Genomic DNA, 13602 nt, shown 5'->3' with positions numbered 1-13602 from the left:
GTCTGGGCACTGGGATGACAAAAAAAAGGCTACTGGGATGACAAAAAAAGGGTGCTGGGATGACACTATAGGGGGCACTGGCCATAACCTTGTCATTCCAGCGCGTGACCTATATTTTCCTAGATCCCAGTACTGGGATGACAAGAAGAGGGCGCTGGGATGACAGGAAAAGGAGGCACTGGCCGTCATAAGCGTCACGCGCTGGGATGACAAGAGAAAGAATTATAAATCATAGATCCCTGTGTCAGCTACTTGGATGACACCCTTCGGAAATTGCAATGTTCGTACACTAAAATGTCACGCTGTGATGACAAGCGATATAGGGTTTTTGTAACTCTAGCGGTGCATTACTTCCAAAACTTTTTTACCAATCACTGCAGGAGTTTCTGCGATTGCAATTCCAGCACTCTTCATAACTTCTAACTTCGCACCAGCACTTCCACCACTAGAAGAGATAATAGCTCCAGCGTGCCCCATGCGCCTTCCTGGAGGTGCTGTTTGGCCGGCTACAAATCCAACAATTGGCTTTTTAGTTTTCTCTGCCTTTATAAAATATGATACATCCTCTTCTTCGTTTCCACCTATTTCACCAATGATCACAATACCATGAGTATCGTCATCTTTTAAAAACAGCTCCATACAGTCAACAAATGCCATACCATGGACAGGATCACCTCCAATTCCGATGCATGTTGATTGACCAAGGCCAACAGCGGTTGTTTGCGCTACTGCTTCATAAGTCAAAGTTCCAGAACGCGACATGATTCCTATATGTCCACGTTTATGAATATGCCCTGGCATAATTCCTATTTTGCATTCTTCAGGTGTAATAACTCCTGGGCAATTTGGCCCAATCAATCGACTTTGTGAACCTATAAGCGCATGTTTAACTTTTACCATATCAAGTATAGGAATGCCCTCTGTAATACAAACTATCAACTCTATTTCCGCATCTATTGCTTCGAGTATTGCATCAGCAGCAAACTTAGCAGGCACATATATCACCGTGGCATTCGCATCAGTTTTTTCTTTAGCTTCTGCTACAGTATTAAAGACTGGTAAGTTAAGGTGAGTGCTTCCACCCTTGCCAGGAGTTACACCACCAACCATTTTTGTTCCGTAGCTAATAGCTTGCTCTGAGTGGAATGTACCCTGTGCACCAGTAAAACCCTGGCATATTAATCTTGTATCTTTGCTTACTAAAACAGACATTCTTTATTTTACCTCTTTTACTATCTTCTGTGCAGCATCACCCAGTTCATCTGCAGCAATAATATTTAATCCTGATCCCTCTAAGATTCTTTTTCCTTTTTCAAAATTAGTACCTGATAACCTAACCACTAGAGGAACTTCAATGCTCATTTCTTTTGCAGTTTCAACAATTCCACTTGCAATAATATCACAACGCATTATGCCACCAAATATATTAACCAAAATTCCTTTTACGTTACTATCAGACAATATGATTTTAAACGCTTCAGTTACAGTTTCTTTACTTGCTCCGCCACCAACATCCAAGAAGTTAGCAGGCTCTGCTCCATAGTACTTTATTATATCCATTGTTGCCATAGCAAGACCCGCACCGTTTACCATGCAACCAATATTGCCATCCATTTTTATATAACTGAGCCCATGCTTTGAAGCCTCTATCTCTTCTTTCACTTCTTCATCGTAATCACGGAGTTGCACAATCTCCGGATGACGGTATAGAGCATTGTCATCAAAATTAATTTTAGCATCAAGCGCAACAAAATCTCCAGAATTTGTTTCAACTAGTGGATTGATTTCAATTTGGCTCGCGTCAGTTGCAATAAATGCATCATATATACTTTTTGCAACATTTGTTATTTTTTCTGTTTGTTCTGGATTTAAATTAAAACTGCTGCTCAACTTGCTGCTATCAAAACTTGCAAAACCAGAACTAGGATTAATATCAAGCTTCGCAATTTTCGTAGGAGAACTTTTTGCAACTTCCTCAATATCCATTCCACCTTCTGAAGAAAATATGAACGTCGGCCTACTGAGCTTTGGATCAACTACTAAGCTTAAATAATACTCTTTCTTAATACTTGAACCCTCTTCAATGTATACTCTTCTTACTTGCTGCCCACTTGGTCCTGTTTGGTGAGTCACTAAAGTTATGCCAAGCATATCCTTTACAAGTTGCTGAGCTTCTTCAGTTGACTTTGCTAGCTTTACACCACCAGCTTTGCCTCTACCACCTGCATGGATCTGAGCTTTAACCACAAGTACGTCAGACTTCAGTTGATTCATTTGAGTCGCTACTCCTTCCACAGATGTAGTAACAAAACCCTTTGGCACCGGAACATTAAATTTACGTAAAATCTCTTTTGCTTGATATTCGTGAATATTCATAAAACAACCAATATTAAAAATTACCAACCATAACGCTGCCTTCTACTCTCTTGTTGGCGCCTCTTTTTTTTAGCTTCAGCTTTCTTTTTAGCTCTTTTGTCTGATTTCTTTTCATGGTACTGCTTTCTCATTTTTATCCCTCTTCCTTCTTTTTGAATTGTTTTTTTCAATACCGGAAAAGCCCTATCTACATCACCATAATGAACTGATACTTCAATCAAACTCTATACCTCCTTGGTAATTATCTCAAAAATCTACTTATAAATTAGAAAATTAACATTGTCAATTATTTTATAAACTTAAGCGTTATCTGTAACATCTGGCTATTCAGAACATCAAAGTCTTTTAACTTGCTATGCAACGAAGTCATTTCACACGTTGAAATGATAAACTCATCAGTTAAAATTCTCATTGCTCACAGTATCTTTTTGTTGTTGACCCTGCTGCTTATACATAGCTTCAAAGTCTATAGGATCTAGCATAAGTGGAGGAAATCCACCACTACTTGTAACCCTCGCAATTATTTCTCTCGCAAAAGGAAAAAGAAAAGTAGGCCCACCAATAAATAAAGCTTGCTTTACCTCTTCTGCACTTAGCTCTGCAGAGTTTTCTATTGAAAAAATACCACAATATTTCGTTTCACAAATGAAGGCAACACCATCTTTTATGTTCTCATCTTTTACCGTTGCTTTGGCTTCTATATGCAGAGTAATTTCATGGAAAGATTTTTCTTCATCATTTCCTTCTTTGTCTTCGGCTCCTTCCAACTTCACTGAATTGATGTTGACCATTACATTAATACTAGGAGCTTCTCTTGGAGAAAGAAATGGTGAATTCGGATTTTCAAACGATAGATCTTTAATATATTGACCATGAATTTTCATTTTTTGTTGTGACATTTGTTACGTCTCCATAATTAAGTTGAAGTATTTAACACTTTCTTCTACAATATAACCACTTATAAATGAATAGCAAATCTAAATTACAGATTGATATAGACGTTTTCATTAATAATTAATAATGTTCAGATACTTTATATGCTAAGGAGTTGAGTTACTATGATAGAGCTTGTAATATATGCTTTATTAGCAGCATTCGTTTTTTCACGGTTATACAATTCTTTAGGAAAGTCGCCAAACCTCAACCTAAAAAAACTGACTAGTGCACTCGATATAAACCGAAGTAACGAAGAGGTAGTAGAAAATATTGAAGATTACATCGATAGCAACGACAAAAATTCAATAAAAGCTACTTACGAACAAATATTACAAAAAAATAAAGATTTCTCCATTTCCCATTTTATGGAAGGTTCAAGCATGGCTTTTGAATTAATAATAAAGCATTTCAATCAGGGAAATCTGTCTCAGTTGAAACCTCTCTTGGATAAAGGCTTATATAACAACTTTGCAGAAAAAATCAGACGCCGTAAAGAGATGCACGAATCTATAATTGTTTCCATTATCTCACAAAAGATTTTAGAAATAAAACTAGTGAAAAACGTAGTGTTTATTGCAGTATATTTCTTTTCAGAGCAAATTAACTTTGTTAAGAATGACAAGGGAGATGTTATATCAGGTAGCACATCCACCATCAATAAAGTTGAGGATGTGTGGCAATTCAAAAAAAATATTACTTCATCAAACCCAAGCTGGTTGCTAGTTTCTGTTAACTATAATAAGGACAACAATGATAAGGATTCAATGTAAGTTAAGTAAGGTTGATTTTATTTAAAATGGAAAGCAAGCTACGTGAAATAGTACTTGATACTGAAACTACCGGTCTTGATATCGGGTCTGGTCACCGGATTATTGAAATAGGGTGTGTGGAGTTGATTAACCGCATCCCAACAGGCAAAGTATTCCATCAGTACCTCAATCCAGAAAGGGATATACCTTACCACTCATTTAAGATTCACGGCATTAGTGAAGAATTTTTGGAAGATAAACCATTGTTTTCAGATATTGCACTTGAATTTCTTGACTTTATATCTAGCGATATTTTGATAATTCACAATGCTGAGTTTGATATTAAGTTCCTTAATATGGAACTTGGTAAACTGAATGCCGGATTAATTTCTTCAGACAGAGTACTGGATACATTACCGCTTGCTAGAAAAAAGTTTGCAGGGTCACCTGCATCTTTAAGTGCATTATGTAAGCGTTTTGACATATCACTAGAGGATAGAGAATTACACGGAGCACTAATTGATGCCCAGTTGCTTGCAAAAGTTTATGTTGAGCTTACAGGGGGGTTACAAACTTTCCTGTTTGATAATCAGTGTGAGCAGGATAACAACTCTACAGTCATTCAGCGTAAAGTACGTAATTTAGTTCGCAGAGAACACTCACCAAGCAATGAAGAAATTAACGAACATAGAAAACTGTTAGATAAAATTAACAATCCACTTTGGAAAGAAAATATTGAATAAGTCAACTAATGCAGATATAATCTTGTTTTATTCAAGGTGTTCTAATGATAAAGTTTGTAAGGTTGTTATCTAGTATAGTAATAACTTTAGCAGCCATTTTTCTCGGTTATTGTTATTTTACTAAAAAAGGAATATTCGCTCCAGCAGCGATTCACAATGCAGAAGTTAAGATAGGAGGCGATTTTGCTCTGATTAACCAAGACGATCAGATTATACGCAGTGATGACTTTAAAGATAAGTACATGATAATTTTCTTTGGATTCTCTTCATGTAAAAAGATTTGCCCTATGAATCTTGGAATCATTTCAGAAACACTTGCAAAGCTAGACGAGAAAACCAATGACAAGTTACAAACATTTTTCATAACAGTTGACCCCGAACGCGACAGCACGGAAAAACTTAAAGAATTCCATCAGCAATTTGACCATAGAATACAAATGTTAACTGGTAAAAGAGAAAAAATAGATGAGATAATTGCAAATTATAAGGTATATGCTAGCAAAGTTGGTGGGGAAGAGGAAATTAATCATTCTTCGATAATATATCTTATTGGCCCCGGAGGAAAATACGTTACGCACTTTGCAGCCGATCTAAATTCGGATGAAAGTCAATCTGATAAGATTGCAGCTAAAATTAAGGAATATATAAATGATCTATAGATTCTTCTGCCTGAACGTCAGCGGAGCAGCAAAAAATGGTTGAGTAAATGACAAGAGTAAATATGACCTCAAGCTCTAAACCGTTTTTGTAACATTGCCATAGGCATTTGCGGTCTGGCTTTGCTTCTTATGTCATAAATCTTTCGATAATACTTTTTATTTTTGCCGCCTCTTCAAACTCTAGGTTCTCAGCATGTTTCCGCATCTGCTTTTTCAAGCTGTCTAAGTCATCCTTGCTAAAATCCTCAGCCACTACTTTGTCTTGCAGGGTATTTGATATAGGCTTTATTATAGTTTTTGGTACAATATTATGCAAAGTATTATATTCTTTTTGTTTATTTCTTCTTCTTGCGGTTTCTTTCAACGCACGGTCCAAAGAACCGGTCATTTTATCTGCATATAAAATTACCCTACCTTCAGCATTGCGTGCAGCACGACCTATCGTTTGAATAAGCGAAGTCTCTGATCGCAAAAATCCTTCTTTATCAGCATCTAAAATTGCAACCAAGCCACACTCTGGAATATCAAGACCTTCTCTCAGCAAGTTGACACCAACTAGCACATCGATTTCTTTCGATCTTAATTTATATATAATGTCAATTCTCTCCAGTGCACCAATATCTGAATGCAGATAACTTACCTTCATATTTAACTCACTCATATGCTCAGCTAGTTTTTCAGCCATTTTTTTTGTCAACGTGGTGATTAGAACACAAAACCCTTTCTTTATCGTTACTTGCGCCTCGTGAATCACATCATCAACCTGACTCTCTATTGGTTTTACAATGCAGATTGGGTCTATAAGTCCTGTTGGACGGATAACTTGTTCTATAAATACGTTACTGGTCTTTTCTAACTCATATCTTCCAGGAGTGGCAGATATGAAAATAGTTTGCGGCCGTACTGCTTCCCACTCTTTAAATGTTAATGGACGGTTATCAAAAGCAGAAGGGAGCCTAAAGCCGTAGTCAATTAATTTCTTTTTGCGCGCCTCATTACCACTGTACATTGCACCAATTTGAGGAACGGTGACATGACTTTCATCAACAAATAAAATTACATCTTTAGGTAAATATTCGAACAAAGTAGGTGGCGCATCTCCAGCTTCCATTCCATAGAGATAACGTGAATAATTTTCAATACCTTTACACACCCCTGTTGCTACCATCATTTCAATATCGAAATTGGTGCGCTGCTCGAGGCGTTTTGCTTCAACAATCTTGTTCTGTGAATAATAATAATCCAAGCGTTCATGCAGCTCTTTTTTGATCAGTTGAACTGTCTGCAACAGAGTCTCACGCGATGTAATGTGGTAGCTGTTTGGAAAAATGGTGATTTTATCTATGCGTTTGATAATATTGCCTGTTATAACATTAATCTCAGAAATTTCTTCTATTTCATCGCCAAACAACGATAGACGCCAAGCTTTGTCTTCATAATAAGCAGGAAAGATATCGATAATATCGCCACATACCCTGAAATATCCTCGCTCAAATCTGACATCGGAGCGCTTGTATTGGAGATCAGCTAAGTTACTCAAGAAATTGTTAACATGAATTTTGTCTCCAACACTTAAGGATACAGTCATGCTGCGGTAGCTTTCAGGCGAACCAAGACCATATATACAGGAAACACTGGCAACTACAATCGTGTCCCTGCGCTCCAAAAGGGAACAGACAGCGGAATAACGCAGCATGTCAATTCTTTCATTAATGACAGAGTCTTTTTCAATATAAGTATCAGTTTGTGGCGAATAAGCTTCAGGCTGATAATAATCATAATAAGAAATGAAGTATCCAACAGCATTATGGGGAAAGAGTCCTCTCATCTCCTCATAAAGCTGTGCTGCTAAAGTTTTATTGTGTGCCATAATTAATGCAGGCCTATTTGTTCTTGCAATAACATTTGCCATAGTAAAAGTTTTTCCAGAGCCAGTAACTCCAAGTAAAACCTGATCTCTTTTGTTGCTATTTAGTCCTGCAACTAAACTATCGATTGCTTGTGGTTGATCTCCAGCTGGTTTAAAATGTGTAGCGATTTGAAATTCCATAATCCTGTGTTTTCATAATATATTTATTATTGTATAATAAACTTGCTAGTGTAAATAAGATATGAAAGTGAGTGTCCAAAAAACTTTATTTTTTCTTTTTATAAAGTTTGCTCCATACTTTCTTGTTAGTTAATACAAAAAAGACCGTTAAGATTATAAAATACGCCACTACTTTAAATCCAAGTTTGTGTCGGCGCTCTAGTTCTGGCTCTGCTGCCCATTGTAAAAAATTTACCACATCATATGCCATGTTTTCGACTGTGGCTTGTCTTGTACTGTCATATTCCACCATTCCTTCAGAAAGTGGCGGTGCCATAGCTAACTTACCTGTTGGAAAATATGGATTAAAATATAAATTATTCTCATCGTGCTCACCGTTTTGATAGCCAGTTAGTAGTGAATATACATAACTTGCACCATCGTGCCTCGCTTTAATAATAAGTGACAAGTCCGGTGGAACTGCACCATTGTTGCTTGCTGCAGCTGCTTCCTTTGTATCAAAAGGTGCAATAAAATAATCCGAAGGTATTCCAGGCCTATCGAACATTTCGCCCAGATCGTTTGGCCCATCTTTAACTTGATAAGAAGCTGCAATCTGTTTTATATCTTCTTCAGAAAAACCGACATCTTGTAAATTACGAAATGCCACTCTATTCATTGAATGACAAGCAGCACAGACTTCCTTATACACTTTATAACCACGCTGAATTGACTCTCTATCGAAGGATCCAGTAATTCCATCAAATCTCCAATCCATTTTCTTGTTTGGTGATGGTTCGAATTCTTCTGCATGCACGGAATTAGCAAAGAATAACGCACAAAATACAGCTAATATATTTTTAACCAGCATCACTTCATCTCCGGCGCAGAATCACTTATGGTTTTGGGTGGCTCTGCTGGCTTCTCATACTTACCAAGTAGTGGTAAAACTATTACAAAGTATGCAAAGTAATAAAGAGTGGAAAGCCTACTAAGGGTAATATAAGGTTCTTTAACTTCCTGTCCCCCAAGCCAAGCGAGAAATGCAAAATTTACTACGAAGACCCAAAAAAATTTCTTAAACAATGGACGATAGGCACCACTTTTAACTTTTGATTTATCAAGCCAAGGCAATAAAAACCACACTAAGATAGATCCAAACATGGTTAATACACCTGTAAGTTTGTCTGGGATTGAACGCAGCATCGCGTAAAAAGGTAAAAAATACCACTCTGGTACTATATGTACCGGAGTGACCATAGAATCAGCTTCTATATAATTATCCGGATGGCCAAGATAATTGGGAGCATAGAAAACAAATGCAAACAAAACTACAAAAAACAAACCAAAAGTTATGCAATCCTTGACTATATAATAAGGGTAGAGTGGAATGGTGTCCTTATCTGATTTCACTTCTATCCCACTTGGGTTACCAGAACCAAACCTATGCAGAGCAATAACATGTAGCATAGCTAAAGCGATAATAACGAAAGGCAAAAGATAATGTAGAGCAAAAAAACGATTAAGTGTTGGATTATCAACGGAAAAACCACCCCATAACCATATAACTATTTTGTTGCCAATTAAAGGTATGGCTGAGAATAAGTTAGTTATGACTGTTGCGCCCCAGAAACTCATTTGCCCCCAGGGAAGAACGTATCCCATAAAGGCAGTTGCCATCATTACAAAAAATATAAATATACCAATAAACCACACCATCTCTCGTGGTCTCTTATAAGACCCGTAATACAACCCACGCATGATATGGACATAGACCACCATAAAGAAGAGCGAAGCTCCGACAGCATGAGTGTAGCGTATCAGCCATCCATAGTTCACATCACGCATTATACGTTCCACGCTGTTAAACGCATGATCAACGTGCGGAGTGTAATGCATGGCAAGAAATATGCCTGTTATTATTTGTAAAATTAGTGCTATACCAGCCAAAGAACCAAAGTTCCAAGCGTAGTTTAAGTTTTTTGGTACTTGATAAGAAGCAGTGTGTTTTAGAAAAGAAAATATAGGCAGCCTGTACTCTATCCATCCTAATATGCCTTTTTCTTCTACTGACGTTTCTTTTTTAGTATCATCTTGCATAACTTAACTACTTTTAACTCGTTTATTGTAGCAGCTTATCCTCTGTAAACAATAGAAACTTTAAATCAAGTCTCTCACACAATTATTTGGCAATTTCGCTAGCTATCTACGTCATAATTGTCACGGTATCTCTGCTATAAATCCCACTAGCAAGTAGTGGGACTGAGGTAAACTTTATTTATTTTAGCTATAGCAACGTAAAAAGCAACACTTATTAGAAAATTAAAAGCTTAATGATTAGCACTACAATTATAGACCACAGTAAAAAGTAGGCCTTTCTATTTGATTTACTCTTAATTTTAATGCTCTCTAGCTTATGGTCAGCTATTAAGTTTAACTTCTCTACGAGGCTAAATATTTCTTGAATCGTTTTTATGGGGTAAGAACTTTTTATTTTTTCTCTATAACCTATTTTATTTTTATGTTGATTCTTTGTCCATGCTTCAACTACTTTCCACATATTGATTTCTGGGTAGATTTTTCTACATGTTCCTTCTAGCAAAATCATAGTTTTCTGCAGTAATAACAATTGCGTTTGAACTTTCATGTCAAAATCGCCAGTTATTTTGAACAATTGAGCAAGCAAACTAGCGAAAGAAATTTTTTGTATAGACTGTCCTATAATAGGTTCACCTATTGCTCTGCATGCTGCAACAAAATTTTTATGCCGTGGTGAAACATAGCCAGCTCTAAAGTGCACTTTTGCAACATAGTCATAATTCCGGTTTAAAAAACCCTTTAGTATCTCTATTACATAATAACACGTTTCACGGTCTATTCGGCCCATAATTCCACAATCGAGAGCGATGATATTGTTGCTACTATCGATCATTAGATTTCCAGGGTGCATATCCGCATGGAAGAAACAATCTCTGTATACTTGATTACAAAACGATTCTATGAGATTGATAGCTATTTGCTTATGTTTCTCAACTTCGTATATCGGTGTTGCATCTATCCACTCTAATGTTAAAACCTTCTTTGAAGTCCGACTCCAATCTATTTCCGGTACGTAAAAACCTCTGTCGTTTTTTGTGTTTTCCTTCAGTTCCGAAGAGTGAGCAGCTTCAAAACGCAGATCTAACTCTAGTCGGCAAATTTCAGCAAAAGTTTCAACTAACTCAATTGGTTTTAGTCTCTTTGATTGTTCGCTAAACCTTTCTACAATTCCTGCAAGCCAAAAAAGCATTTTTATATCTTTTGAGAATGTTTTCTCAATATTTGGCCTTAGGACCTTTACAGCAACTTCTTTGCCTTCCGTTGTAGTTGCTTTATGAACTTGAGAAATTGATGCTGCTGCAACTGGCTCTTCAGAGAAACTTGAAAAAATGTCGCTCAACTTACAATTAAATTCGCTTTCTATAGTTTTAACTGCTATCTTATATGAAAAGGATGGCAGTCTGTCGCATATCAATAACAAGCTGTTCGTTATATCCTCACTTAAAATGTCAGTGCGTGATGAGATAGACTGCCCAAACTTAATAAACACTGGCCCTAATTTTTCGAGAGCACACTTTAGTTTGTAGCCTCGTATTTTGTTTACTGACTTCTTCGACGGAGCAAGTAAATAAGGTAGTACGTTGTAACGAGTTAGCACTGCAGTTATATATAGAAGGCGCAGAACATTTCGAATCATTTTGCTATGTAACTGCTAAATATTTCACGTAAAGTCTTACTCTTCATGATTTCATCAGGCTTGCCTTGGCAATAGATAGTATGATTTATGCAAATTATATAATCTGAGCACGGTGCAATGGAGCTTAGATCATGAGATGTCATAAGAATTGAAATCAGTCGTTCTTTTGCTATTTTTCCTATAATATCATAAAATTTAGCCCGAGCATTAATGTCCACTGCACTAACCGGTTCATCCAGGATAATCAAATCAGGTTCTGCAATCAAACAGCGTGCAAGTAGTAATAATTGTGTTTGCCCCGCAGAGATTTCCGACACTTGACTCTTCAAAATGTTGCTAATACCAACCAAATTCACCACTTCTGTAATAGTTGATTGATTTTTCTCCAGTTTTTTTGAAAAGCTATTTAAAAGGAAATATTCAACCGTTATCGGCATCAAATTACTAATGCTAAAATTTTGTGGCACATAACCAATTTTTGTATCGTCAGTAAACACGACACTACCGGTATAGCTTTTATTTATACCAGCAACTACCTTCACTAAGGAGGTTTTACCTCCACCATTTGGACCAAGTATAGTAACTATATCTCCTCTTTTTACTGATATATTGACATCATCGAGAACCTTTTTATTATCATACGCAAGAGCGAGGTTCTCTATCTTTAGAACGTTGGTATTGACATTATTTAACTTTTTGACAAAATTTAAATTTTTCTCAACGTTTTCATGCGACATTTATTGGCTTTTTTTCTATTGCTTTTGTTTACACTATACCACAGTACTGCTCTTTCATCCAATTTAAAAATTGTAGCCACAATAAAGCCCGTACACTCACTTGTAGCTTCTGTTACAGATGGAATTTTAAAACCACACTTGCTTGCCTGCACAACATCTGAACACGATCACGCATTCAAGCCATCTGATGCAAGTAATTTGGAATCAAGTGACGTCATATTTTACGTTGATGATAACCTAGAAACATTCGTTAAAGCTTTTGCTAAAAACAATAAAGAACTTGTACAGTTATCAAAGACAGTCAATCTACTTCCTGCTCGACCACATTCATTTTCCAGGCAAATCATCCATACTCAAGACGAAAAAGTCCTGCACATCTGGCTGAGTCCCGAAAACGCAAAGAGCATGATATTCTCTATAAGTGCAACACTATCCAGTATAGATAAGGAGAATGCCTCTCGATACAACTACAATGCAATGAAAGCCGTAGAAAGAATAGAACAAGAAGAGGAGAAAATTGCAAAAGAACTGAATGACTTAAAAAATCAAAAATACATAGTCACTCATGATGCCTATCAATATTTTGAAAAATATTTTGGGTTAAATCACCCAAGTGCCATTCTATCTATAGGAGAGAATGCTTACATAGGTATGAGAAGTATAATGAAACTAAAAAAGACGATGAAGGAAGAAAACATTAAATGTATATTTTCCCCTTCACAAGAAGATAGCATAAAACCTAAAGCCCTTTCTAATGACGCAAAAATGGTAATTCTTGATCCTATTGGATTAGATATAGAACCTGGAAAAGACGCATATCTCGCTATAATCAACAGCATCACACAAAATTTCAAATCTTGTTTTGTTGAATCTAAGTAAAAATTGTTCAAACTTGAGTAATATATCTGTTCAGGAGTGTGCAATATTGAAGCAAAAGTGCTTGGTGCCAGGAAAAAAGGCACTGGAATGACAGTAGTGAGATTTGGACACTATATTAGCAGAGTTAAAGAAAAAGAACATGGTAGAATGGCTAATATCCGATCAGCTTAATGATTATACCCATGCTGTAAAATTCATGGAAGTAAAAATTCAAAAAATTTACAACAATTTATCTGATGAGCTAGTATGGCTCCTCCAACACCCTTCACTATACACAGCAGGAATCAGTGCAACAGATGATGAAGTCGTTGAAAAACTATTTCCTGTACATAAAACAGGCAGGGGTGGTAAATACACATTCCACGGACCAGGGCAGCGCATTATATATTTGATGCTAAACCTAAAAAAAAAGAAATAAATGCGATATAAAACTATATATTAGAGACCTCGGTAATTGGACCATAAACGTTTTAAGGCATTTTAATATACTTGGAGAATTCAAAGAAGATAGAATAGGTATTTGGGTAAACAATAACGGAGTAGAAAAAAAAATAGCAGCTTTTGGTATTCGCTTAAGAAAATGGGTAACTTACCATGGCATAGCGCTCAACGTCTCTCCAGATCTTTCTCACTATAAAGGCATTATTCCTTGCGGGCTGAAAGATTATGGTGTTACATCAATGAAAGAACTAGGAGTTGAAGCTTCACTTTCTGAACTGGATGGTATATTAAAAAAAGAGTTTTATAAGATATTTAAT

At 36.4% G+C, this 13602-nt stretch carries 14 protein-coding genes and 1 pseudogene; 6 read left to right on the top strand and 9 right to left on the bottom strand.

What is annotated here, in order from left to right:
- Positions 1 to 336: 336 nt before the first annotated feature.
- The 4 genes from sucD to secB form a co-directional block, all read right to left on the bottom strand.
- Positions 337 to 1212 carry a succinate--CoA ligase subunit alpha gene (sucD, locus tag HET73_RS02955; RefSeq protein ID WP_174133998.1) on the bottom strand — a complete coding sequence of 292 codons (876 nt, stop codon included), beginning with the start codon at positions 1210 to 1212 and terminating at the stop codon, positions 337 to 339.
- A 3-nt stretch (positions 1213 to 1215) separates the two neighbouring features.
- Positions 1216 to 2376: an ADP-forming succinate--CoA ligase subunit beta gene (gene sucC, locus HET73_RS02950; protein WP_174133997.1), complete on the bottom strand. Its 1161-nt coding sequence runs from the start codon at positions 2374 to 2376 to the stop codon at positions 1216 to 1218.
- 20 nt (positions 2377 to 2396) lie between these two features.
- A complete protein-coding gene (gene rpsU / locus HET73_RS02945; RefSeq protein WP_174133278.1) occupies positions 2397 to 2597 on the bottom strand; it encodes a 30S ribosomal protein S21 in 201 nt (66 codons plus the stop codon).
- A gap of 174 nt (positions 2598 to 2771) precedes the next feature.
- On the bottom strand, positions 2772 to 3275 hold the full coding sequence (secB, locus tag HET73_RS02940; RefSeq protein WP_174133279.1) for a protein-export chaperone SecB: 504 nt from the start codon (positions 3273 to 3275) through the stop codon (positions 2772 to 2774).
- A gap of 159 nt (positions 3276 to 3434) precedes the next feature.
- Here secB and HET73_RS02935 point away from each other — a divergent pair, with 159 nt between their 5' ends.
- The 3 genes from HET73_RS02935 to HET73_RS02925 are packed head-to-tail and all read left to right on the top strand — an operon-like array spanning position 3435 to position 5463.
- The gene (locus HET73_RS02935) at positions 3435 to 4082 is read left to right on the top strand and encodes a Tim44/TimA family putative adaptor protein (RefSeq protein ID WP_174133996.1); all 648 of its coding nucleotides are present in this window, start codon (positions 3435 to 3437) and stop codon (positions 4080 to 4082) included.
- Positions 4083 to 4108: 26 nt separating this feature from the next.
- Positions 4109 to 4804 (top strand): DNA polymerase III subunit epsilon, encoded by a 696-nt coding sequence (gene dnaQ, locus HET73_RS02930; RefSeq protein WP_174132838.1) that lies wholly within the window; start codon positions 4109 to 4111, stop codon positions 4802 to 4804.
- A gap of 44 nt (positions 4805 to 4848) precedes the next feature.
- Positions 4849 to 5463, top strand: coding sequence for an SCO family protein (locus tag HET73_RS02925; RefSeq protein ID WP_174132839.1), 615 nt, complete (start codon positions 4849 to 4851; stop codon positions 5461 to 5463).
- A 127-nt stretch (positions 5464 to 5590) separates the two neighbouring features.
- On the opposite strand, the gene uvrB is transcribed toward HET73_RS02925, so the two are convergent.
- The 5 genes from uvrB to HET73_RS02900 form a co-directional block, all read right to left on the bottom strand.
- Positions 5591 to 7513 (bottom strand): excinuclease ABC subunit UvrB, encoded by a 1923-nt coding sequence (uvrB, locus tag HET73_RS02920; RefSeq protein ID WP_174132840.1) that lies wholly within the window; start codon positions 7511 to 7513, stop codon positions 5591 to 5593.
- A gap of 85 nt (positions 7514 to 7598) precedes the next feature.
- The gene (locus tag HET73_RS02915) at positions 7599 to 8363 is read right to left on the bottom strand and encodes a cytochrome c1 (protein ID WP_174132841.1); all 765 of its coding nucleotides are present in this window, start codon (positions 8361 to 8363) and stop codon (positions 7599 to 7601) included.
- The gene (locus HET73_RS02910) at positions 8363 to 9592 is read right to left on the bottom strand and encodes a cytochrome b (RefSeq protein WP_174132842.1); all 1230 of its coding nucleotides are present in this window, start codon (positions 9590 to 9592) and stop codon (positions 8363 to 8365) included. The genes HET73_RS02915 and HET73_RS02910 overlap by 1 nt, the downstream gene beginning before the upstream one ends.
- Before the next feature lie 214 nt (positions 9593 to 9806).
- Positions 9807 to 11228 (bottom strand): 2-polyprenylphenol 6-hydroxylase, encoded by a 1422-nt coding sequence (gene ubiB, locus HET73_RS02905; RefSeq protein WP_174132843.1) that lies wholly within the window; start codon positions 11226 to 11228, stop codon positions 9807 to 9809.
- The gene (locus HET73_RS02900; protein WP_174132844.1) at positions 11225 to 11965 is read right to left on the bottom strand and encodes a metal ABC transporter ATP-binding protein; all 741 of its coding nucleotides are present in this window, start codon (positions 11963 to 11965) and stop codon (positions 11225 to 11227) included. The genes ubiB and HET73_RS02900 overlap by 4 nt, the downstream gene beginning before the upstream one ends.
- Between HET73_RS02900 and HET73_RS02895 the strand changes: the two genes are divergently transcribed.
- The 3 genes and pseudogenes from HET73_RS02895 to lipB form a co-directional block, all read left to right on the top strand.
- Positions 11957 to 12844, top strand: a complete 888-nt coding sequence (locus tag HET73_RS02895; protein WP_174133995.1) for a metal ABC transporter solute-binding protein, Zn/Mn family — start codon at positions 11957 to 11959, stop codon at positions 12842 to 12844. The genes HET73_RS02900 and HET73_RS02895 overlap by 9 nt on opposite strands.
- 36 nt (positions 12845 to 12880) lie before the next feature.
- A complete protein-coding gene (locus tag HET73_RS08960; protein WP_281356012.1) occupies positions 12881 to 13015 on the top strand; it encodes a hypothetical protein in 135 nt (44 codons plus the stop codon).
- Positions 12984 to 13602, top strand: a pseudogene (gene lipB, locus HET73_RS02890) (lipoyl(octanoyl) transferase LipB); the annotation flags it as partial. The gene HET73_RS08960 and the pseudogene lipB, both read left to right, overlap by 32 nt.

It is taken from the genome of Wolbachia endosymbiont of Atemnus politus (assembly GCF_013309895.1).
The sequence above is the reverse complement of the archived record's forward strand: the minus strand, read 5'-3'. Positions and strand labels throughout refer to the sequence as shown.

Bases quoted from the DNA above. Each gene is read 5' to 3' on its own strand.
- sucD (WP_174133998.1), bottom strand. From the start codon at position 1,212: ATGTCTGTTTTAGTAAGCAAAGATACAAGATTAATATGCCAGGGTTTT.
- sucC (WP_174133997.1), bottom strand. From the start codon at position 2,376: ATGAATATTCACGAATATCAAGCAAAAGAGATTTTACGTAAATTTAAT.
- secB (WP_174133279.1), bottom strand. From the start codon at position 3,275: ATGTCACAACAAAAAATGAAAATTCATGGTCAATATATTAAAGATCTA.
- HET73_RS02935 (WP_174133996.1), top strand. From the start codon at position 3,435: ATGATAGAGCTTGTAATATATGCTTTATTAGCAGCATTCGTTTTTTCA.
- dnaQ (WP_174132838.1), top strand. From the start codon at position 4,109: ATGGAAAGCAAGCTACGTGAAATAGTACTTGATACTGAAACTACCGGT.
- HET73_RS02925 (WP_174132839.1), top strand. From the start codon at position 4,849: ATGATAAAGTTTGTAAGGTTGTTATCTAGTATAGTAATAACTTTAGCA.
- uvrB (WP_174132840.1), bottom strand. From the start codon at position 7,513: ATGGAATTTCAAATCGCTACACATTTTAAACCAGCTGGAGATCAACCA.
- HET73_RS02915 (WP_174132841.1), bottom strand. From the start codon at position 8,363: ATGCTGGTTAAAAATATATTAGCTGTATTTTGTGCGTTATTCTTTGCT.
- HET73_RS02910 (WP_174132842.1), bottom strand. From the start codon at position 9,592: ATGCAAGATGATACTAAAAAAGAAACGTCAGTAGAAGAAAAAGGCATA.
- ubiB (WP_174132843.1), bottom strand. From the start codon at position 11,228: ATGATTCGAAATGTTCTGCGCCTTCTATATATAACTGCAGTGCTAACT.
- HET73_RS02895 (WP_174133995.1), top strand. From the start codon at position 11,957: ATGCGACATTTATTGGCTTTTTTTCTATTGCTTTTGTTTACACTATAC.
- HET73_RS02900 (WP_174132844.1), bottom strand. From the start codon at position 11,965: ATGTCGCATGAAAACGTTGAGAAAAATTTAAATTTTGTCAAAAAGTTA.